The organism is Ancylobacter polymorphus, assembly GCF_022836935.1.
Classification (GTDB): domain Bacteria; phylum Pseudomonadota; class Alphaproteobacteria; order Rhizobiales; family Xanthobacteraceae; genus Ancylobacter; species Ancylobacter polymorphus_A.
This window is the reverse complement of sequence record NZ_CP083239.1, coordinates 1430359-1448026: the sequence shown is the minus strand read 5'-3', so window position 1 is coordinate 1448026 and position 17668 is coordinate 1430359. Positions and strand designations below refer to the sequence as shown.

Sequence of the window (17668 nt, the reverse complement as noted above, 5' to 3'; positions counted from 1 at the left end):
AACGGATCATGAGACAGGATTATCTCAGCGGCGGCGTGCTTCTCGCCCTCGCCGCCGGCTATTACGCCGCGACCGGCACCATCGCCGAGAGCACGCTGTCGGACGAGATCGGCGCCACCGGCCTGCCCCGCCTGCTGGCCCTGCTGCTCGCCTTCATCGGGCTGGCGCTGCTGGTGCGCACCGCCCTCGCTGACCTCGCCGCCCGGCGCACGCGCGTGCCTCAGGTCGCGGCCGAGGAAGAGGAAGGCGCCTCGCTTCCGCGCGCCATCGGCCTGCTGCTGATTGGCGGCGCCTATGTGCTGCTGCTGCCGTTCCTCGGCTATTTCCTTTCCGTGGCCCTGCTGATCGGCGCGGTGGCCTTCTATGAGGGCGCCGCCCGCAGCTGGGTGCTGCCGACCGCCGCGCTCGGCGGGGCGACGCTCTACTGGGCGATCTTCGTCAAGCTGCTGGGGGTGCACCAGCCCGCCGGCTCCCTCTTTCAGGGATGGCTGTCGTGACCACCTTCTGGGATATCCTGCATCTTCTCACCGCCACGCCGCTGGTGCCGGTCGCCATACTCGGGCTGACCTGGGGCATTCTCGGCGGCGCGCTGCCGGGCATTTCCGCCTCGATCACCATGGCGCTGGTGCTGCCCTTCACCTACACGATGGACCCGGCGATGGCGATCGCGCTGCTCGCCTGCGTCTATATCGGCGCGGAATATGGCGGCTCGATCCCGGCGATCCTGATCCGCACCCCCGGCACCAATTCCTCCGCCGCCACCGTGATCGACGGCTATGAATTGAACCGCCAGGGCCGCGCCGGCGAGGCGCTCGGCATCTCGCTGATGTCCGGCGTGGTGGGCAGCCTGTTCGGCCTCGCCATGCTGGCGCTGCTGACCGAGCCACTGTCCTGGCTGGCGCTGGCCTTCCGCCCCACCTCCTATTTCGCGCTCGGCATTCTCGGCCTCAGCGTCATCGCCTCGATGAGCGGCGACTCGCTGCTCAAGGGCCTCGCCTCGACGGTGGTCGGGCTGATGATCGCCACCGTCGGCACCGACCCGATCTCCGGCGTCACCCGTTTCACCTTTGATGTGGCGGACCTCTTGAGCGGCGTCGAACCCGTGGTGGTCATGGTCGGGCTGTTCGCCCTGACCGAATTGATGAGCCAGTCCGGCTCCACCTCCGTCACCCAGCTCGGCAATTCGATCCGCATCCGGCTTCCCAGCTGGGACATGATGGGCCGGCTGCGCCGCTCACAGATCATCGGCTGCATTCTCGGCCTGTTCGAGGGACTGACGCCGGGCGGGGGCGGATCGGTCGCCGCTTTCATGTCCTATAATGAGGCGCGCCGCTGGTCGAAGACGCCGGAGAAGTTCGGCAAGGGCTCGGAAGAAGGCATCGCCGCGCCGGAGGCCGCCAACAACACCGTCGCCTCCACCGCGCTGATCCCGCTGCTGAGCTTCGGAATTCCCAGCTCCAACTCCACCGCCGTTCTGCTGGGCGGGCTGCTGATGCACGGGCTGCTGCCCGGCCCGCGCCTGTTCGAGCAGAACCCGCAGGTGATCGACAGCCTCTATGTCGGTTCCTTCATCGCCATCATCGCCCAGATCGGCGTCGGCGTGCTGATCCTGCCGGCCTGCGTGTGGCTGGTGAACCGGCCGCGACCCTACCGCGCCGGCTTCATCCTCGCCCTCATCCTCTCCGGCCTGTTCACGCTCAACAACAGCCCGTTCGATCTCGGCCTTGCTCTCGCGCTCGGTTTGGTCGGCTATCTCATGCGCATCGCCCGCTTCCCGGTGCTGCCGATGATTCTGGGCGTGGTGCTCGGCCAATTGGTGGAATCGAGCTATCGCCGCTCGCTGGTGCTCTCCGGCGGCGACCATCACATCTTCCTCGAAGACCCGATCGCCGTCGGCCTGCTCGGCGCCGCTTTGTTCTTCATCGTCTTCTCCCTGGCGCGCGAATACCGCGACGCGCGCCGGACCCAGTTGCAGGAAACCCATTCGTGAACCAGCACCGCCCGCTCTCCGAAGACACCGTCGCCGGCCGGCTGGCACGCTTTGCCGCCAGCGCCGCCCCTCCCCCGGCCGCCGAGGCGGTGAGCCGGCGCCTGCTGCTCGACATTTGCGGCCTCGCCTTCGCCGCCCGGCACGAGCCCTACACAAGGGCCGCGCTGGCGAGCGCCGCCGGGACGGGACCCTGCACCGCCATCGGCCATGCGCAGGGGCTGAACCTCTACGACGCCGCGCTGGTCAACGGCACGGCGGCGCATGGCGAGGATTATGACGACACCTTCGAGGGCGGGCCGGTGCATGCCGGCGTGGTGGTGGTGCCGGCCGCGCTCGCCCTCGCCCAGCATCGCGGCCTCGACGGCACGGCGGTCATGCGCGCCATCGCCATCGGCGCCGAATTGATGAGCCGGCTCAGCCTCGTCGCGCCGCAGGCGATCCACAAGGCCGGTTTCCACCCCACCGCGGTGATCGGCGCCATGGCGGCGGCAGCAGCGGCGGGGGCGGTCCTAGGGCTGGACCGGGCAAAGCTGGCCCATGCGCTGGGTACGGCGGGCAGCCTCGCCTCCGGCATCATCGAATATCTCGCCGACGGGTCCTGGACCAAGCGACTGCACCCCGGCGCCGCGGCCCAGGCCGGGCTGCGCGCGGCCCTGCTGGCGGAAGGAGGCTTTGTCGGCCCGGCCACGGTATTTGAGGGCGACCACGGCTTTTTCCGCGCCTTCGCCCCCTCGAAGACGGCGAATTTCGCCCCATTGCTGGACGGGTTGGGCGAGGACTGGATCATGCCGACCATCGCCTTCAAGCCCTATGCCTGCGGAACCATGACGCAGCCCTTCATCGACTGCGCCATCGCCCTCGCCCGCCAGGGCGTGCGGGCGGAGGAGATCGTCTCCATCGTGTGCAAGGTCGGCGAGGGCACGGTGCATCGTCTCTGGGAACCGCTCGCCGCCAAGCAGGCGGTGCCGAACGGCTATGCCGGCAAATTCTCCACCCCCTTCTGCATGGCGGTCGGCTTTCTCGACGGCGCGGCGGGGCTGGTGCAGTTCACCGACGCGCAGACTGCGCGCGCCGACGTGCGGGCGCTGGCGGCGAAGATTTCCTACGAGATCGACCCTGACGACGAATATCCAAGCAACTTCACCGGCCATCTGCGGGCGACGCTGACCGACGGTTCGGTGCGCGAGATCCGCCAGCCGCATATGCGCGGGGGCGCGCGCGAGCCGCTCTCGGACGCCGAACTGCTCGCCAAGTTCAACGCCAACATCGCCTATGGTGGCGGGGACACGGCGGCGGCGGCGGCGTTGCACGCCGCTATTGACGCCATCGCCGCCGGCGGGAAGGTGCAGCTGGGAGAGAGCGCATGAACGGTTCAACCGCTGCGGGCGCTTCCCGCCCCGTGGCCATCGTCACCGGCGGCTCGCGCAATATCGGCCGCGCCATCGCCCATGCGCTGGGGGCGGCGGGCATGGCGGTGGTCATCGTCGCCCGCAGCGACCGTGACGCGGCCGAGAAGGTGGTGCATGAGCTGGAGGCGCTGGGCACGCCGGCGACGTCGGTGCTGGCCGATGTCGCCCGCGAATCCTCCGCCGATCTCATCGTCGAGCATGCACTGGAGCGCTTCGGCCGGCTGGACGTTCTGGTCAACAACGCCGCCCTCCGCCGGGAAAAGCCGGTGGAGGCGATGAGCCTTGCGGAATGGCGCGAGATCACCGGCATCTGCCTCGACGGCGCCTTCCTGCTCTGCCGCGCCGCCATCCCGCATCTGGCGGCCTCCCCCGCCGGCAGCATCGTTAATATTGGCGGCCTCACCGCCTATACCGGCGCCCCGAACCGCGCCCATGTCGTCGCCGCCAAGGCGGGGCTGGACGGGTTGACCAAGGCGCTGGCGGTGGAGCTGGCGCCGCGCGGTATCACCGTCAATCTCGTCTCGCCCGGCCGCATCGGCACCGACCGCAGCCATGCGGGCGCGGAGAAAAGCCCGGCCCACCATGCCCGCAACCAGACCCTGCTGGGCCGCGAGGGCACGGCGGAGGAAGTCGCCGCTATGGTGGCCTATCTCGCCGGCCCGCAGGCACGCTTCGTCACCGGGCAGACGGTGCACGTCAATGGCGGCGCCTTCCTGCCGTGATCCGGGCGACCCGCCCCCAATCGAGTGGCCGCCGCCATGCTCGGTGATGTGAGCCTGTGGCACTATCTTCTGGTTGCCGCCGTCGCCTTTGTCGCCGGCGTGGCCGGCGGGGTCACCGGCTATGGCCCCGGCCTGCTGATGCCGCCGATCCTGCTGCCGATCATCGGCGCCGAGGCGGTGGTGCCGGTCATCGCCGTTTCCGCCATGCTCTCCAATACCAGCCGGCTCATCGCCTTCTGCCGCGCCTTTGACCCGCGCCGCGCCGCGCTCATCGTCGCCGCGGCGCTGCCGACGGCGGCGCTGGGCGCCTATGGCTATACGCGCCTTTCCGGCGCCGGGGTATCGGTGGTGATCGGCACCGTGCTGATGCTGGCGATCCCCACCCGCCACTGGCTGGCGCGGGTGAAGGGCCATCTCTCGGGCTCCGGCCTCGCGGTCGCGGGCGCCGGCTTCGGCCTCCTGATGGGCGGTACGGCGGGAACCGGCGTCGTGCTGCTCTCCATCCTGCTAGCGGCGGGGCTGAACGGGGCGGCGGTCATCGCCACCGATGCCGGCATCTCGCTGGTGCTCGGCTTGGTGAAGGTGGGCGTGTTCCAGGCAGCAGGGGCGCTTCCCCTCGCCTCCTGGCTAATGGCGGTGCTGATCGGGGCGGCGGCGACGCCGGGCGTGTTCCTCGCCAAAAGGCTTGTCGGCACCCTGTCCGAAGGCGCACATCTGCGCGTGCTCGACGCCGTGGTGGTGCTCGGCGGGTTGGTGCTGATCGCCCAGGGGCTGCGGGCGCTGGCGCTTTAACGGCGGGGCACGAGGGAACTGGCTGTCCGGCGTCCGATCGGCTATTCACTCCGGCCCGCTGCGGGCGAAGGCCTGCGGCACAGTGCCGGGCAGGACCACACCATGACGCTTGCGACATCACCCTCGCTTCACCGCGCCCGCCCGCGCGATTGGGTGGCGCTTGGCGTCATCGCCCTGCCCTGCGCGGTCTATGCGATGGACCTCACGGTGCTGAACCTCGCCGTGCCGCATCTCGCGCTCGACCTCGCGCCCTCGGCGGCGCAGCTTTTGTGGATCATCGACATTTACGGCTTCATGGTCGCCGGCGCGCTGATGCTGATGGGCACGCTGGGTGACCGCATCGGCCGACGCAAGCTGCTGCTGATCGGCGCGGCGGCCTTCGCGCTCGCCTCGATCGCCGCCGCCATGGCGCGCAGCGCCGAGCAGCTCATCCTTGCCCGCGCGGTGCTCGGCCTCGCCGGGGCGACGCTGGCGCCCTCGACGCTTTCGCTCATCCGCAACATCTTCCTCGACGACCGCGAGCGGACCTTCGCCATCGGGGTGTGGATCGCCTGCTTCTCCGCCGGCGCGGCGCTGGGGCCGCTGGTGGGCGGGGTGATCCTCACCTATTTCGGCTGGGGCGCGGTGTTTCTCGCCGCTGTTCCCATCATGCTCGCCCTGCTGGTCGCCGGGCCGCTTCTGCTGCCGGAATATCGCGACGAGAAGGCGGGCCGGCTCGACATCGTCAGCGCCGCCCAGTCGGTGATCGCCGTGCTGGCGCTGGTCTATGGCATGAAGCGCGTCGCCGAACATGGGCCGGGGCTTGAGCCGGCTGCGGCGCTGGCGCTGGGGCTCGTCGTCGTCGGCTTCTTCCTCGCCCGGCAGAAGCGCCTCGCCGACCCGATGATCGACCTCGCTCTGTTCGCCCATCCCGGCATTGGCGCGGCGCTGGCGATCAATGTGCTGGCGATGATGGGGGTGATGGGCATCTTCGTCTTCATCTCACAATATCTGCAGTTCGTGCTCGGCATGAGCCCGCTCGAGGCGGGGCTGTGGACCGCGCCCTCCGGCCTGTGCTTCGCCCTCGGCTCCATGGCGACGCCGCGCCTGGTGCGGCGCTGGCGGCCGGTGGACGTGCTCTCGGTGGGGCTGGTCTGCGCCATTGCCGGCTTCCTGCTGCTCACGCAGCTGCGGGCGGAGCCCTCCATGGGGCTGCTGATGGGCGCCATCGTGCTGATGTGCCTCGGCCTTTCGCCGGCCGGCACCCTCACCACCGATCTGGTGATGCGTCTCGCCCCGCCCGAGCGCGCGGGGGCGGCCTCCGGCATCTCGGAGACCAGCTTCGAATTCGGCGGCGCCATGGGCATCGCGGTGCTCGGCAGCCTGGTGGCGGCAAGCTACCGGCTGGGCATGGAGGCCGCGCCGCTGCCGGAAGGCATTCCCCTGGCGTTGCTGGAGCCGGCGCAGCGCACGCTGGACGCCGCCGTGTTCGGCGCGGCCAAGCTGCCCGAGCCACTGGCCACGCCTTTGCTGCAGGCCGCTTTCGGCGCCTTCTCCCACGCCGTCGACCTCGCGGCGCTCACCTGCGCCGCCTCGGCGCTGCTGGCGCTCCTCGTCGCCCGCGCCCGGCTGACGCGGGTGCGGTAGGCGCCCCGAAGCGCCCGCTCAGGCGCTGATCTCGTCGACGAGGCGGGCCAGCATCACCTGGCAGCGGGCGAGCTGGTCGCGGCTGACATATTCGTCCGGCTTGTGCGCGTCGCGAATGTCGCCGGGGCCGCACACCACCGTGGGAATGCCGAGCTTCTCCCGGAAAAGGCCGCCCTCGGTGCCGAAGGCGATCTTGCGCAGCGGGCCGGGACCGTTGAGCCGGCGCAGCAGCGCCACCACCTCGGCCTCGGGCGGCGTTTCCAGCCCGGGATAGGCGTTGACGATGTCGACGGAGACACCCGTGCCGGGAAAGCGCGCCTGCGCTGCCTGCGTCAGCTCCGCCGCCTTGTCGAACAGCCGGTCCAGCAAAAGCGCGGGATCGTCGGTCGGCAGGTTGCGGATCTCGAACTCCATCGTGCAGGCGTTCGGCACGATGTTGAGCGCGGTGCCGCCCTGGATGGTGCCGGCATGGACGGTGGTGAAGGGCACGGCATAGGCGTCGTCCTGCGGGCCGGCGGCGAGTTCGTCCTGCAGCGTCCGCATCTCGCCCAGCATGTCGGCGGCGAGGTGGATGGCGTTCAGCCCTTCCGGGGCGTGGCTGGAATGGCATTCCCGCCCCCGGCAGGTGAGCCGCGCCGCCAGCTTGCCCTTATGCGCGACCACGGTTTCCAGCATCGTCGGCTCGCCGATGACGCACAGTGCCGGCAGGTCGGGCGCGCCGACGAGCCGCTCGATCAGCCCGCGCACGCCGACGCAGCCGATCTCCTCGTCATAGCTGAAGGCCAGGTGCAGCGGCCGTTCGAGCCGCCGCGTCGCCGCCCGCTCGGCCGCCGCGAGCGCGCAGGCGAGAAAGCCCTTCATGTCGCAACTACCACGCCCGAGCAGATCATCGCCGCGCGCGGTGAGGCGGAACGGGTCGGTGCTCCACGCCTGCCCCTCGACGGGAACCACATCGGTGTGGCCGGAGAGCAATATCCCGCCGCCGCCCGACGGGCCGAGCACGGCGTGGAGATTGGCCTTGGTGCCGGCCGCATTGTGCACGAGCGTCAGCCGGGCGCCGAGCGGCGCCAGCAGCGTACGGACATAGTCGATGAGCGCGAGATTGGACTCGCGGCTGATGGTGGGAAAGGCGATCAGCCGTTCCAGAATCTCGATCGGGCGTGAAGCGTTCATCGGCGGCCGGCGCAAGCAAGACGGGACGCCGGCAGGGTGACGCCTCGGCGCCGCGCGGCAAAGCAGGAATTTCCAAGCCGCTGGATAGGAAAAACCGAAGCCGGCGCCCTCACTCAGCGGCAGCGGCGAAACGGCGCTCGAAGCCGGCGGTGCACGCGGCGATGTACTGCATGAAATCGTAGATCGGCCGTTCGAGATAGGAGAGATGGCCGGCGCGGGCGCGGTCCGCCTTCATGCCGCGAAACACCTTCTCCGTGCAGCCGCGGTCCTCGACATTAACCTCGTCGAGCAGACCCTTCAGCGTTGCGACATACTCGTCCGCGCGGGGATCGACCATGAACTCCGGCGAGAGCCCGCCGCCGAACAGCAGCGACACCTTGTCCGGCCCCTGCGGGTGCAGCGACAGATACCAGAAATAGCCCGGCGTCAGGGTGATGAGGTGGCTGGGATAGAGCGCCAGCAGCGCCGTGGTCTTGCGCCAGCGTCCCTCCAGCCGCGTATTGGTGGGGTGAGCATTACCGATCGGCAGCGAGGCTTCCTTGGTGATCCAGTGATAGTTGAACGCCGGCAGGCCCGGCGGACACTCCATCTCCTCCAGCTTGGAATGGCCGCCCACAGTGGCGGCGTGGCAGACCGGCAGGTGGTAGCTCTCCATGAAATTCTCGGCGAGGACCTTCCAGTTGGTGTCCCACACATGGGTCTCGCGAAAGCACTCGACATAGTTCTGCATCTGGTAGGGCGCGATCATCGCTTCCAGCGCGCCGAGGCTTGCCGCGACGCCGGGCCGGCCTTCGTCCAGCGTGACATAGATCCAGCCGAGCCATTCCTCGCAGCGAATGGAGGGGAGAGAATAGTCCTCCTTACAGAAGCCGGTGGTCTCAGCCATGAACGGCGCCCCGCGCAGCCGGCCGTCGAGACCGTAGGTCCAGGCGTGGTAGGGGCAGACGATGGCGCGGCGGTTGCCCGTTCCTTCCAGCAAGGTCGACATGCGGTGCAGGCAGACATTGGAGAAGGCGCACAGCCGGCCTTCGCCGTCGCGCAGCACCATCACCGGCTGGCCGGCCAACTCATAGGTCAGATAGTCGCCGGGCTTCGCCAATGAACTCGCCCGCCCGACGCACATCCATTCACGGGCGAAGATGGTCTCCAACTCGCGGGCGAGAAAATCCGCGCTGGTATAAACGCTCGGCGGCATGGCGACCGCGTCCTCGAAAGGGCGGGCGGCGGCGGCAAGCAGCGCGGCGGCGGGCGACGTGGCAACAGGTGATGTGGCAGCGGACGGCTGAAGGCTCATGCGTGTCATCCTCGGCTGGCGTTCGGCTCCGCTCCGCCGCGACGGCGGCGGCCGGCCGCGTCAAAGCCTTGAACCCGAGGGTGCAACGCTCCTAACATAGATAAAAGCTCAATTATCCGATCATCGAGACAGCTGGAATATGGTTCGCTACACGCTCCGCCAGATCGCCTATTTCCGCGCGGTGGCCGAGCAGGGCGGCATCGCGCAGGCGGCGCGGGCGCTGAACATCTCCCAACCCTCCATCGCGCAGGCGCTGGCGAAGCTGGAGCAGATGCTGGGCCTCACCTTGTTCGAGCGCCACCATGCCCGCGGGCTGACACTGACTCTGCAGGGGCGGAGTTTTCTCGGCCACGCCACCGCGCTGGCGCTGGCCGCCGAGCAGGTGGAGCGCGAGGCGCGGGCGCTGGCGGCCGAGACCACGGGCGAGATCCGGCTCGGCGTGTTCTCGACGCTGGCGCCGTTCTATGCCGCCGACCTGATGCGGGATTTCGCGCGGCAGGCGCCGGGCGTCGTCATCCGTCAGCAGGAAATGGCGCTGACCCCGCTTGCCGAGGCGTTGCGCAGCGGCGAGATCGACCTCGTGCTGACCTATGATCGCGGCGCCGATCTGTCCGACCTTCCCCAGCTCGAACTCGCCGCGCTCCAGCCGAGCGTGGTGGTAGCGGCCGACCACCGGCTGGCGGGGCGCCGTGCGGTCTCCTGGCACGAGCTGGCGGACGAACCCTATGTGATGCTCGATGGCCCGGGCAGCCGGGCCTATTTCGAGGAATTGCTGGCGGAAGGGGGCATCGCCCCACCCATCGCCCATGTCTCGACCTCGCTGGAGGCGGTGCGCAGCGCGGTCGCGGCGGGCTTCGGCTTCACCCTGCTGGTGATGCGCCCGCCCTCCGCCACCACCTATGACGGGCGCCGGGTGAAGACGTTGCGGCTTGCCGGGCCGGTGCGGCCGCTGCGCATCGTGCTCGCCTCGCGCTATGGCGCCCGCGACGGCCTGCTGCGGCGTTTCGCCGACCATGCCGCCGCCTATTTTCAGCGCGCCAATGGGCGCGAAGCCGGCTATGAGCCAGACGACAGACCGCATCCGCGCAACGGGAGACCACCAGCATGAACCAGCAGACCGGCAATATGCGCGTCGATGGCGGGCGGCTGTGGGACAGCCTGATGGCGATGGCTGAGATCGGCCCCGGCATTGCCGGCGGCAATAACCGCCAGGCGCTGACCGATGCCGACCGCGAGGGGCGCCTGCTGTTCCAGCGCTGGTGCGAGGAGGCCGGAATGGTGGTCGGCATCGACGCCATGGGCTCGATGTTCGCCCGCCGCGAGGGCACGGATGCGCAGGCGCTGCCCATCCTCATCGGCTCGCATCTCGATACCCAGCCGACGGGCGGCAAGTTCGACGGCGTGCTCGGCGTGCTCGCCGCGCTGGAAGTGGTGCGCACGCTGAACGATCTCGGCATTCGCACCCGCCGGCCGGTGGAGGTGGTGAACTGGACCAATGAGGAAGGCTCGCGCTTCCCCCCCGCCATGGTCGCCTCCGGCGTCTATGCCGGCGTCCACACGCTGGAATGGGCCTATGATCGCACGGATGCCCAGGGCCTGCGCTTCGGCGATGAACTGGAGCGTATCGGCTTCAAGGGCGAGGAACCGGTCGGCCAGCGCAAGGGCCACGCCTATTTCGAGCTGCATATCGAGCAGGGGCCGATCCTGGAACAAGAAGGCGTCGATATCGGCATCGTCACCCATGGCCAGGGGCTGCGCTGGGTGGAGGTGACGCTCACCGGGCGCGAGGCCCATACCGGCACCACGCCGATGGACCGCCGGCTCAACGCCAGCCTCGGCGCGGCGCGCATCATCGAGCGCATCGAGACCATCACCCGCGCCCACGGGCCGAAGGCCGTCGGCGCGGTGGGTCAGCTGGTGTTCGCGCCGAACTCGCGCAACATCCTGCCGGGCAAGGTGGTGTTCACCGCCGATCTGCGCCATCCGGAGCTGGCGACGCTGAACTCCATGGCGGAGCAGGTGAAAGAGGCGGCGCGGGAGGTGGCGGCCGATCTCGGCATCGGGGTGGCGATCGCGGAGGTCGGCGCCTTCGACCCCACCGCCTTCGACGAGGATTTGCTGGCGGGCCTGCGCGCGGCGGCGGAGCGGCTCGGCTATTCCCACCGCGACATGGTGTCGGGCGCCGGGCACGACGCGTGCTGGGTGGCCAAGACCATGCCGTCGGCCATGATCTTCTGTCCCTGCGTCGACGGGCTCAGCCACAACGAGGCGGAGGACATCACGCCGGCATGGGCCGGCGCCGGCACCGATGTGCTGCTGCAGGCCGTGCTGCAAGCGGCGGAAGTGGCGGAATAGGGGGCACGCCCCGCCCTATCCCCGGGTCACGCCCGGGGATAGGGTGTGCGGACTGCGGGGCGCTCAGCCCTTGCGCCAGAGCGCGGCGCCGCCGGTGAGGCCGGCATCGTTGCTGGCGAGGCTGACATTGGCCGGCAGCTCGATCTCGACATGCTTGGCATTGCCGCCGCCGAGATAGAGATGGTCATAGTGCAGCAGCACGTAAAGCAGCTCGATCACCCGTTTCACATGGTGATTCCAGTGGTGCTTACCATGTGATTCATAGGCGGCCACGCCGAGATATTCGTCATAGGTCAGGTTGTCGTGCACCGGGTGGTGCGCCAGCTCCATATGCGGCATGAGATCGCCGTCGCGGAACAGAGCGGTGCCGCAGCCGGTGCCGAGCGTCATCACCAGTTCCAGCCCCTTGCCGGAGATGATGCCATAGCCCTGCATCTCGGCATCGTTGATCAGCCGTGCCGGCGCCTTGAGCCGTGCCGCCATGGCGTCCGCCAATGCGAAGCCCGCCCACAGCTCGGTGCCGAGGTTCGGCGCGGTGAGCACCTTTCCGTTGCGCACCACGCCGGGGAAGCCGATGGAGATACGGTCGAAGGCCGGCAGCTTGGCCGCCATGCCGGCATAGGCGTCGAGCAGCGCCTCCGGGTGGCAGGGATGGGGCGTGTCGACCTTCTCGCGTTCGGACAGCATGGTGCCGTGATCGTCGATGACCGCGCATTTCAGCCCGGTGCCGCCGATATCCGCCGCCAGAATGCCGGGCTTTGCCGCCACGCTTGCCGTGCTCGTTGCGTCCGTCATGCCTGCCCTCCCTCGACATCGCTGCGCGCGGGCTCCGCGACCCGCCGGCTCACTTCCGGCTCGTCCGCCGCCGCGTGGAACAGCGTCCCGTCGCCGTCGACGACGACGCTGTAATCCTCGCCTTCCCACTTGTCCGCTTCAGGCCAGAAGAAGGTGAAGCGCAGATGACGGCCGTGATGGCGCAGCGTGGTCGGCAGATCCACGATGTGCAGGCCAAAGCTGGTGGGCTGCGTCGGCGTGTCCTGGCTGGTCGTCCAGCCGTCGAGCGACCAGTGGATGACGGCCGGCGCCGGCAGCTCGATGCGCAAGACAAGGCCGGCCGGCAGCGAGCGGAGCTTCTGGTTGAAGTGCCAGAGCCGGCGCGGCGACGTGACCTTGTCGACGAGATAGCGCTGCACCGTCTGCGGCGGGGTGTCGAACACCTTGCCGTCATGCAGCGAGCGCATCAGCTTGATGTGCTCGGCATGGGCCCAGACCAGCGGCATGGCGCTGCCCGAGGGCCGGCCCTTATAGAGCTCGCGCTCGGGAATGTCATCCTGGTCCCATACCTGCTCCGGCAGCAGGCCGCCCGGGCCGGCGCAATCCTCCAGCGTCACCAGAAGCTGGCCGGCGCGCACCAGATTGCCGGCGGCGATCTCGTAATGCGCCCGCTCGCCGGTGAGCAGCGGCCAGGCACGGCCGATGCCGGTGCCGTCGAAGGGCGAGCCGTCCTCGTGCTCGCCATAGCCATCGCCATTGTAGCGGTACCAGACCGGCCCCTGCGGCAGTTCCACCTTGAGAATGGCGTCGATGGCCTTGATGGTGTCGAGAATGCGCGGATCGTCCGCTGCGCGCAGGCCGAAGCGCACCAGCGCCAGCGCGTCCGGCGAGATCAGCTGCGCAGCCGGCCGGTCGGTATCGGCGGGCGGGCGGTTCTTCACCGGCACGAAGCCGTCGAGCGGGGAGGCCGCGTCCGCCGTCTCCGGCGGGGCGATGCGCACATAATAGCCCTCGACGCCGAGCCGGTCGGCGAGGTCGGTGCCGGTGGCGAAGGTCCAGTGCTCGATGGAGTCGTTCCAGGCATCGGCCTTCTCGCGCAGATAGCGCGCATCCGCCTTTCGGCCGGCGATATCCATCATGTCGGCGGCGGCAAGCAGCGCGGAGATTTCCGCCGCAAGGGTGAAGGGCGAATAGCCGGCATCCTCCTCCCAGCGGTCCTGGCCGGTGACGGGGCCGTTGAGGACGATGAACCGCGCGGCGCGCGTGATCATGTCCATGTAGCTGTCGAGTTCGCCATGGGCAAAATGGCCGCTGCGGCGGATCATGTCGGCGAGCAGGATGGGGAAGGCGCATTCGTCCATCTGCACGCCGCCCCAATAGGGCACGCCGTCCAGCCAGACATTCTGCGACCAGTGGCCATCCGCCTCCTGTATGGCGCGGAGATAGCCGAGCACGGACTTGGCCTCGTCATAGGCGCCCGCCGCCAGCAGGCCGCCGGCATTCTCGACGAGATCGCGCGGCCAGACGAGGTGATAGCCGCCGAGATCCTCATCGCCCTTGTTGAAGCCCCAGGGGATGGAGAGGCTGGCGATGATGGCGCCCGGCATGGAATAGGGCTGGTGGGTGGCAAGCACGATGGTGCTGGCGCGGTAGGCATTGATGTTGGAGCGCCCCTGCGGATGGTCGAGCGGCATGAGCGTGCTCTGCCAGTTGCGCCAGCCCTGCACATAGGTGCGGCGCAGTTCCTCGAAGCCTTCCTGCAGGCTGCACACGGCACGGAAGCCGGCTTCCTCCGGCCGGGCGCCGAAGCCCAGCGCCACCAGCATCTCGCCATTGCAGGCGGCAAGGTCGATCTCGGCGCTGAGCGCGACATTGCCGGACTCGGCGCGGCGGTAGCGCTCTTCCAGCTCGCCGTGGCGGCTGAGCTGCTGCCAGCCGTCGGAGGTGCCGACATAGCCGACCGAACGCGCCTTCCACGGCACCGAGCAGGCAAGCGCCAGCGACTGGCCGCGCCGGCCGGAGGCGAACAGCATCGACGTGCCCTTGTAGTCACCGACCCAGCCGGTGTTGTCCGCCCCGGCATTGATGAGATGCGGCGCCAGCAAAGCAAACAGGCGATACTCCGAGATGTCGCCGATCAGCGCCTCGAAGGTCACCTTCTGGATCAGCACCTCGCGGCGCGGATCGGTGAGGATCTGCTTCTGGATGCGCCAGCGCCCGTCACGGGCGGTGTTGAGCAGGTGGTAGGCCGGCACGCCATGTTCGAGCACGCCGACCTCATGGTCGGCGTCGCGCTTCTCCTCGGCGAAATAGCCGTCCGGCCCGGTGACGAGGAAGCCGAAATCGCGGGTGCAGGCGGTGTCGACGCGGGGATAATAGATCTCGTTGAGAATGCCGTGGCTGAGGGTGAACCACAGCCGGCTCGCCGCCGTGCGCGCCGTGCCGACGCCCACCTTGGCGCTCGAAGTCCAGCGTGCCGGGCCGCCGGGGCCACCGGGCGGTATCAGTTCTCCATCGTCGCTCATGGCGTACCCCCCAACTCACGTCCCTTGAGGGACGCATCTTCCTTCGGGCGCGCCGGGCCAACCCGCCGCGCATGCCTCCCGTGCCCCACCGGGGAACCTGCGGGGAATTTCCGGTCCGGTCAATCGCCATGGTCGGCGTGGCACGGGCCGCCGCCTAGAAGCGCAACCGCAGGCTGGCCTGAAAGCCGTTGTCGCGCAGCCCGTCGCCGAATTGGCCGGTGTAGCGCAGGCCGAGCTGCAGGTCGGTGCGGGCCTGGGCGACCAGCCCGGTCTCCAGCAGCGCCGTGTCCTGGGCCAGCGGTGCCCCGGTGACGACGAAAGCCGGCCCGCCGGCGAGGCCGCCGGACGGCGCCCCGGCAAAGGCGACGCCGAGCGTCGGGGTACCGCCCCACACATGCTGCCAGGCGGCGGAGGCGTCCATCCGCAGCCTCACTCCCGCCGGCGCGGCGAGAGGCAGCGAGAGGCGCGCGCCGAGGGTGCCGAAGCTGGCCTCGGCGTCCATCCCAGACATTGCCAGCGCCGCCGCGCCGCCCGTCTCGCGAAAGCGGCCGCCCTCCAGCGCGACATAGGCGAGACCGGCGAAAGGCTCCAGCCGCGCCCCGGCGAGCGCGATCTCATAGCCGATCTCGCCGAAAAACTGCGCCGCGCCGGTACTGAAATCGGCGGTCAGCGTCTGCGGGAGGCCGGGCAGGGCAAGGCTGCGGCTGGCGGATACCTCGTTCCAGCCATAGGCGCCGCCCAGGCTGAGCGCGAGCGGCCCCCACCGGCGCCCGCCATAGAGGCCGAGCGTGTAGGTATCGACCCCCCAGGAGTCGGCGAAGCCCCCGGCGCCGAGCGCGCTGTGGCTGTAGCCGCCAAAGGCACCGATCCGCCACGTGTCGAAGAACAGCCGATCAAGGCCGGCATAAAAGCCGCCAACGTCGCGCGACAGGCCGGCGCCGGCGCTATCGAGCCTGCCGAAGGCACCGAAACCCTGCAGCCACAGCGCCGTCCCGGTGCCCGATGCCGCATCGGCGAGCCGCGTGCCGTCATCGGCAAAGCTCGCCACCTGCGTCCCCGACCCGCCGCCTCCGGCGCCGGAAGCTGCCCGCAGCCGGTCGAGCGCCGCCGCGCGGGCGAAGCGGGTATCCTGCAGCAGCAGCGTTTCCAGCGAGGCATAGCTTTGGCCCGACAACCCGTCGAAAGCCTCGCGCGCGGCGGAAAGGCTCGGCAGCCAGGCGGCCGAGGCGACCAAGGGCGCGGCGGGATCGAGCGCGTCGAGCGCGGCGCCGAGCGCGCGCTGATTGGCGGTGAGGCCGCCGGAAGTGAAGGAGCGAGACTGGGTTACCACCAGACGGAGTTCATGCGGCGCGGGCACCGCGCTGACGGCGGCGAAGGCCGAGGCCGGCCCCTCCAGCGTGGCGAATGCGCCCTTGATCCCCTCGCCAGCGGTGAGCACGGTGTAGCTGCCGAAGGGCGCGGGATCGAACAGGCGATAGGCGAGCGTCCCGTCGAGGCTGGCCGTGCCGCTCACCGCCAGCCGGTCGGCGCCCGCCGCGCCGAGCCGCACATCGAGCCGGGCGGCGGCATCCGCCGCATAGTCGCCGGTGAGGGTCAGGGTGCCGAGCGCACCTGAAGCACCCGGCGCCAGCGTGCCGCCGGTGTGGACATAGCCGCCAGCCGCGTCGAGCGTTCCGGTGCCGGAGACCACGCCGCCGGCTTGCAGCAGGCGGGCCGTCGTCAGCGCACCGTCAATATGCAGCCCTCCGCCGGCGAACACCGTGTCGAGCAGCACGTCCAGCCGATACCCCGCCGCGATATCGAGGCCGGCGCCGGCATGGGCAACGGTCAGCCGGTCAAGGGTCGGCGACATGTCGAGGCGAATCTGCGAAGGCTGCGCGAGCACTACCTCATAATAGCGGCCGAGCGTTCCATAGCCGGCGAAGGCGCCATCCGCATTGTCCGGCGTCTCGTGGCGGCCGAGCGTGTCGGTCCAGCGGGCCGCCTCGCTCCAGGCGAAGGCGCCAGCGGCGGCGGTGGTGGTGCGCAGCGGGTTGGCGGCGGCGAGCCAGTCCGCATGGTCGGCAACGGCGCCATAGGTGGCGAAGGTTCCATAGGTGTAGACGTACTGATCGGGGTTGTCCGGGTCCAGGATCCCTCCTGTCGAGGTTACGCCGATCTGGATCAACCCGCCATCCGACCCGACCATGAACAGCGGTCCGCCGCTGTCACCCGCCGCGGTGATGCCCTGCCAGGCCGGAACCGGAGCGTCGAGATTGAAGTAGTTCGGATCGTCCGGGTTCAGCGGGTCGCGAAACTGGAGGTTGAGCAGATAGCCGCCATCCGGCAGCGGCTCAATCTCGCCCAGTGTATTGGTCACGGCGCGGCGGCGGTCGTCATAGCCGAGATTGCTCTGGGTGCCGGTTCCGATCTCACCATAGCCGGCCACCCAGACTAACTCGCCGATGCCGGGCAACTGGTCGGGCGAGGTGGCCAGCGTCACCGGCGCAACCTCGGATACCGGCCGGGCCAGCGAGATCAGCGCGACGTCATTATAGGGATAGCCGGCGGGAGCATAGGCAGGATTGACCGCGACACCGCTGAGGGCGCGGTCATTGGCAGTCGGCTGTGTCGAGTCGGGGGAAAAGCGGACCTCAACCTCATCGAACCAGCTGAGCACCACGCCTGTCACGTCGCTCAGCGCGCAGTGGCCGGCGGTGAGCACGGTGCGGGAATTGATGAGCGTGCCGGAACAATGCGAGAGGCCGTCAATCGAGACCGCGACGACATTGGAAAACTGGTTTTCGCTGTCGTACCAGTTCTGCACCCCTCCGACGGCCTCGGCATCCACGTCGTTGAGATAGATCGCGCCCGCCGGCGCGGCGGCGAGCGAGGCACAGCCCAAGGTGAGCAGAGCCGCAAGGCGCCTCCCGGTCCGTCCCGTCCGGTCACCAGAACGCCGCCGGAAGTGGGTTTTCGCCGCCGATCGCCCGCCTTTTGTCCCCACGCCGCCTCCCCTCGCCGTGACA

The 17668-nt window shown here is 69.4% G+C and carries 13 protein-coding genes; 8 read left to right on the top strand and 5 right to left on the bottom strand.

The genetic code is table 11. From position 1 onward, the window contains the following. Window positions 1-8: 8 nt before the first annotated feature. The 6 genes from K9D25_RS06765 (at window position 9) to K9D25_RS06740 (ending at window position 6539) form a co-directional block, all read left to right on the top strand. Window positions 9-497: a tripartite tricarboxylate transporter TctB family protein gene (locus tag K9D25_RS06765; protein ID WP_244450096.1), complete on the top strand. Its 489-nt coding sequence runs from the start codon at window positions 9-11 to the stop codon at window positions 495-497. Beyond that, the gene (locus K9D25_RS06760; protein WP_244450095.1) at window positions 494-1990 is read left to right on the top strand and encodes a tripartite tricarboxylate transporter permease; all 1497 of its coding nucleotides are present in this window, start codon (window positions 494-496) and stop codon (window positions 1988-1990) included. The genes K9D25_RS06765 and K9D25_RS06760 overlap by 4 nt, the downstream gene beginning before the upstream one ends. Beyond that, on the top strand, window positions 1987-3357 hold the full coding sequence (locus K9D25_RS06755; RefSeq protein ID WP_244450094.1) for an MmgE/PrpD family protein: 1371 nt from the start codon (window positions 1987-1989) through the stop codon (window positions 3355-3357). The genes K9D25_RS06760 and K9D25_RS06755 overlap by 4 nt, the downstream gene beginning before the upstream one ends. Then, on the top strand, window positions 3354-4121 hold the full coding sequence (locus K9D25_RS06750) for an SDR family NAD(P)-dependent oxidoreductase (protein ID WP_244450093.1): 768 nt from the start codon (window positions 3354-3356) through the stop codon (window positions 4119-4121). The genes K9D25_RS06755 and K9D25_RS06750 overlap by 4 nt, the downstream gene beginning before the upstream one ends. 36 nt (window positions 4122-4157) lie before the next feature. Next, window positions 4158-4913 (top strand): sulfite exporter TauE/SafE family protein, encoded by a 756-nt coding sequence (locus K9D25_RS06745; protein WP_244450092.1) that lies wholly within the window; start codon window positions 4158-4160, stop codon window positions 4911-4913. A gap of 102 nt (window positions 4914-5015) precedes the next feature. Next, complete coding sequence (locus K9D25_RS06740) at window positions 5016-6539, top strand: MFS transporter (protein WP_244450091.1); 1524 nt, start codon at window positions 5016-5018, stop codon at window positions 6537-6539. Between the two features lie 18 nt (window positions 6540-6557). Here K9D25_RS06740 and argE read toward each other — a convergent pair whose 3' ends face one another. Then, complete coding sequence (gene argE, locus K9D25_RS06735) at window positions 6558-7712, bottom strand: acetylornithine deacetylase (protein WP_244450090.1); 1155 nt, start codon at window positions 7710-7712, stop codon at window positions 6558-6560. Window positions 7713-7821: 109 nt separating this feature from the next. Beyond that, the gene (locus K9D25_RS06730; protein ID WP_244450089.1) at window positions 7822-9006 is read right to left on the bottom strand and encodes an aromatic ring-hydroxylating oxygenase subunit alpha; all 1185 of its coding nucleotides are present in this window, start codon (window positions 9004-9006) and stop codon (window positions 7822-7824) included. Between the two features lie 139 nt (window positions 9007-9145). Here K9D25_RS06730 and K9D25_RS06725 point away from each other — a divergent pair, with 139 nt between their 5' ends. After that, complete coding sequence (locus tag K9D25_RS06725; RefSeq protein WP_244450088.1) at window positions 9146-10114, top strand: LysR family transcriptional regulator; 969 nt, start codon at window positions 9146-9148, stop codon at window positions 10112-10114. Continuing rightward, window positions 10111-11361: a Zn-dependent hydrolase gene (locus K9D25_RS06720; protein ID WP_244450087.1), complete on the top strand. Its 1251-nt coding sequence runs from the start codon at window positions 10111-10113 to the stop codon at window positions 11359-11361. The genes K9D25_RS06725 and K9D25_RS06720 overlap by 4 nt, the downstream gene beginning before the upstream one ends. Before the next feature lie 63 nt (window positions 11362-11424). On the opposite strand, the gene K9D25_RS06715 is transcribed toward K9D25_RS06720, so the two are convergent. The 3 genes from K9D25_RS06715 to K9D25_RS06705 all read right to left on the bottom strand — a co-directional run bounded on the left by K9D25_RS06715 (window position 11425) and on the right by K9D25_RS06705 (window position 17544). Then, window positions 11425-12156 carry an ROK family protein gene (locus K9D25_RS06715; RefSeq protein WP_244450086.1) on the bottom strand — a complete coding sequence of 244 codons (732 nt, stop codon included), beginning with the start codon at window positions 12154-12156 and terminating at the stop codon, window positions 11425-11427. Continuing rightward, on the bottom strand, window positions 12153-14660 hold the full coding sequence (locus tag K9D25_RS06710; protein WP_244450085.1) for a glucan 1,4-alpha-glucosidase: 2508 nt from the start codon (window positions 14658-14660) through the stop codon (window positions 12153-12155). Before K9D25_RS06710 ends, K9D25_RS06715 begins: the two co-directional genes overlap by 4 nt. 154 nt (window positions 14661-14814) lie before the next feature. Continuing rightward, window positions 14815-17544: an autotransporter domain-containing protein gene (locus K9D25_RS06705; protein WP_244450084.1), complete on the bottom strand. Its 2730-nt coding sequence runs from the start codon at window positions 17542-17544 to the stop codon at window positions 14815-14817. Window positions 17545-17668 lie beyond the last annotated feature (124 nt).

Coding starts and splice junctions, on each gene's coding strand:
- K9D25_RS06725 (WP_244450088.1), top strand. CDS start 9,146: ATGGTTCGCTACACGCTCCGCCAGATCGCCTATTTCCGCGCGGTGGCC.
- K9D25_RS06745 (WP_244450092.1), top strand. CDS start 4,158: ATGCTCGGTGATGTGAGCCTGTGGCACTATCTTCTGGTTGCCGCCGTC.
- K9D25_RS06765 (WP_244450096.1), top strand. CDS start 9: ATGAGACAGGATTATCTCAGCGGCGGCGTGCTTCTCGCCCTCGCCGCC.
- K9D25_RS06720 (WP_244450087.1), top strand. CDS start 10,111: ATGAACCAGCAGACCGGCAATATGCGCGTCGATGGCGGGCGGCTGTGG.
- K9D25_RS06730 (WP_244450089.1), bottom strand. CDS start 9,006: ATGAGCCTTCAGCCGTCCGCTGCCACATCACCTGTTGCCACGTCGCCC.
- K9D25_RS06750 (WP_244450093.1), top strand. CDS start 3,354: ATGAACGGTTCAACCGCTGCGGGCGCTTCCCGCCCCGTGGCCATCGTC.
- K9D25_RS06740 (WP_244450091.1), top strand. CDS start 5,016: ATGACGCTTGCGACATCACCCTCGCTTCACCGCGCCCGCCCGCGCGAT.
- K9D25_RS06710 (WP_244450085.1), bottom strand. CDS start 14,660: ATGAGCGACGATGGAGAACTGATACCGCCCGGTGGCCCCGGCGGCCCG.
- argE (WP_244450090.1), bottom strand. CDS start 7,712: ATGAACGCTTCACGCCCGATCGAGATTCTGGAACGGCTGATCGCCTTT.
- K9D25_RS06715 (WP_244450086.1), bottom strand. CDS start 12,156: ATGACGGACGCAACGAGCACGGCAAGCGTGGCGGCAAAGCCCGGCATT.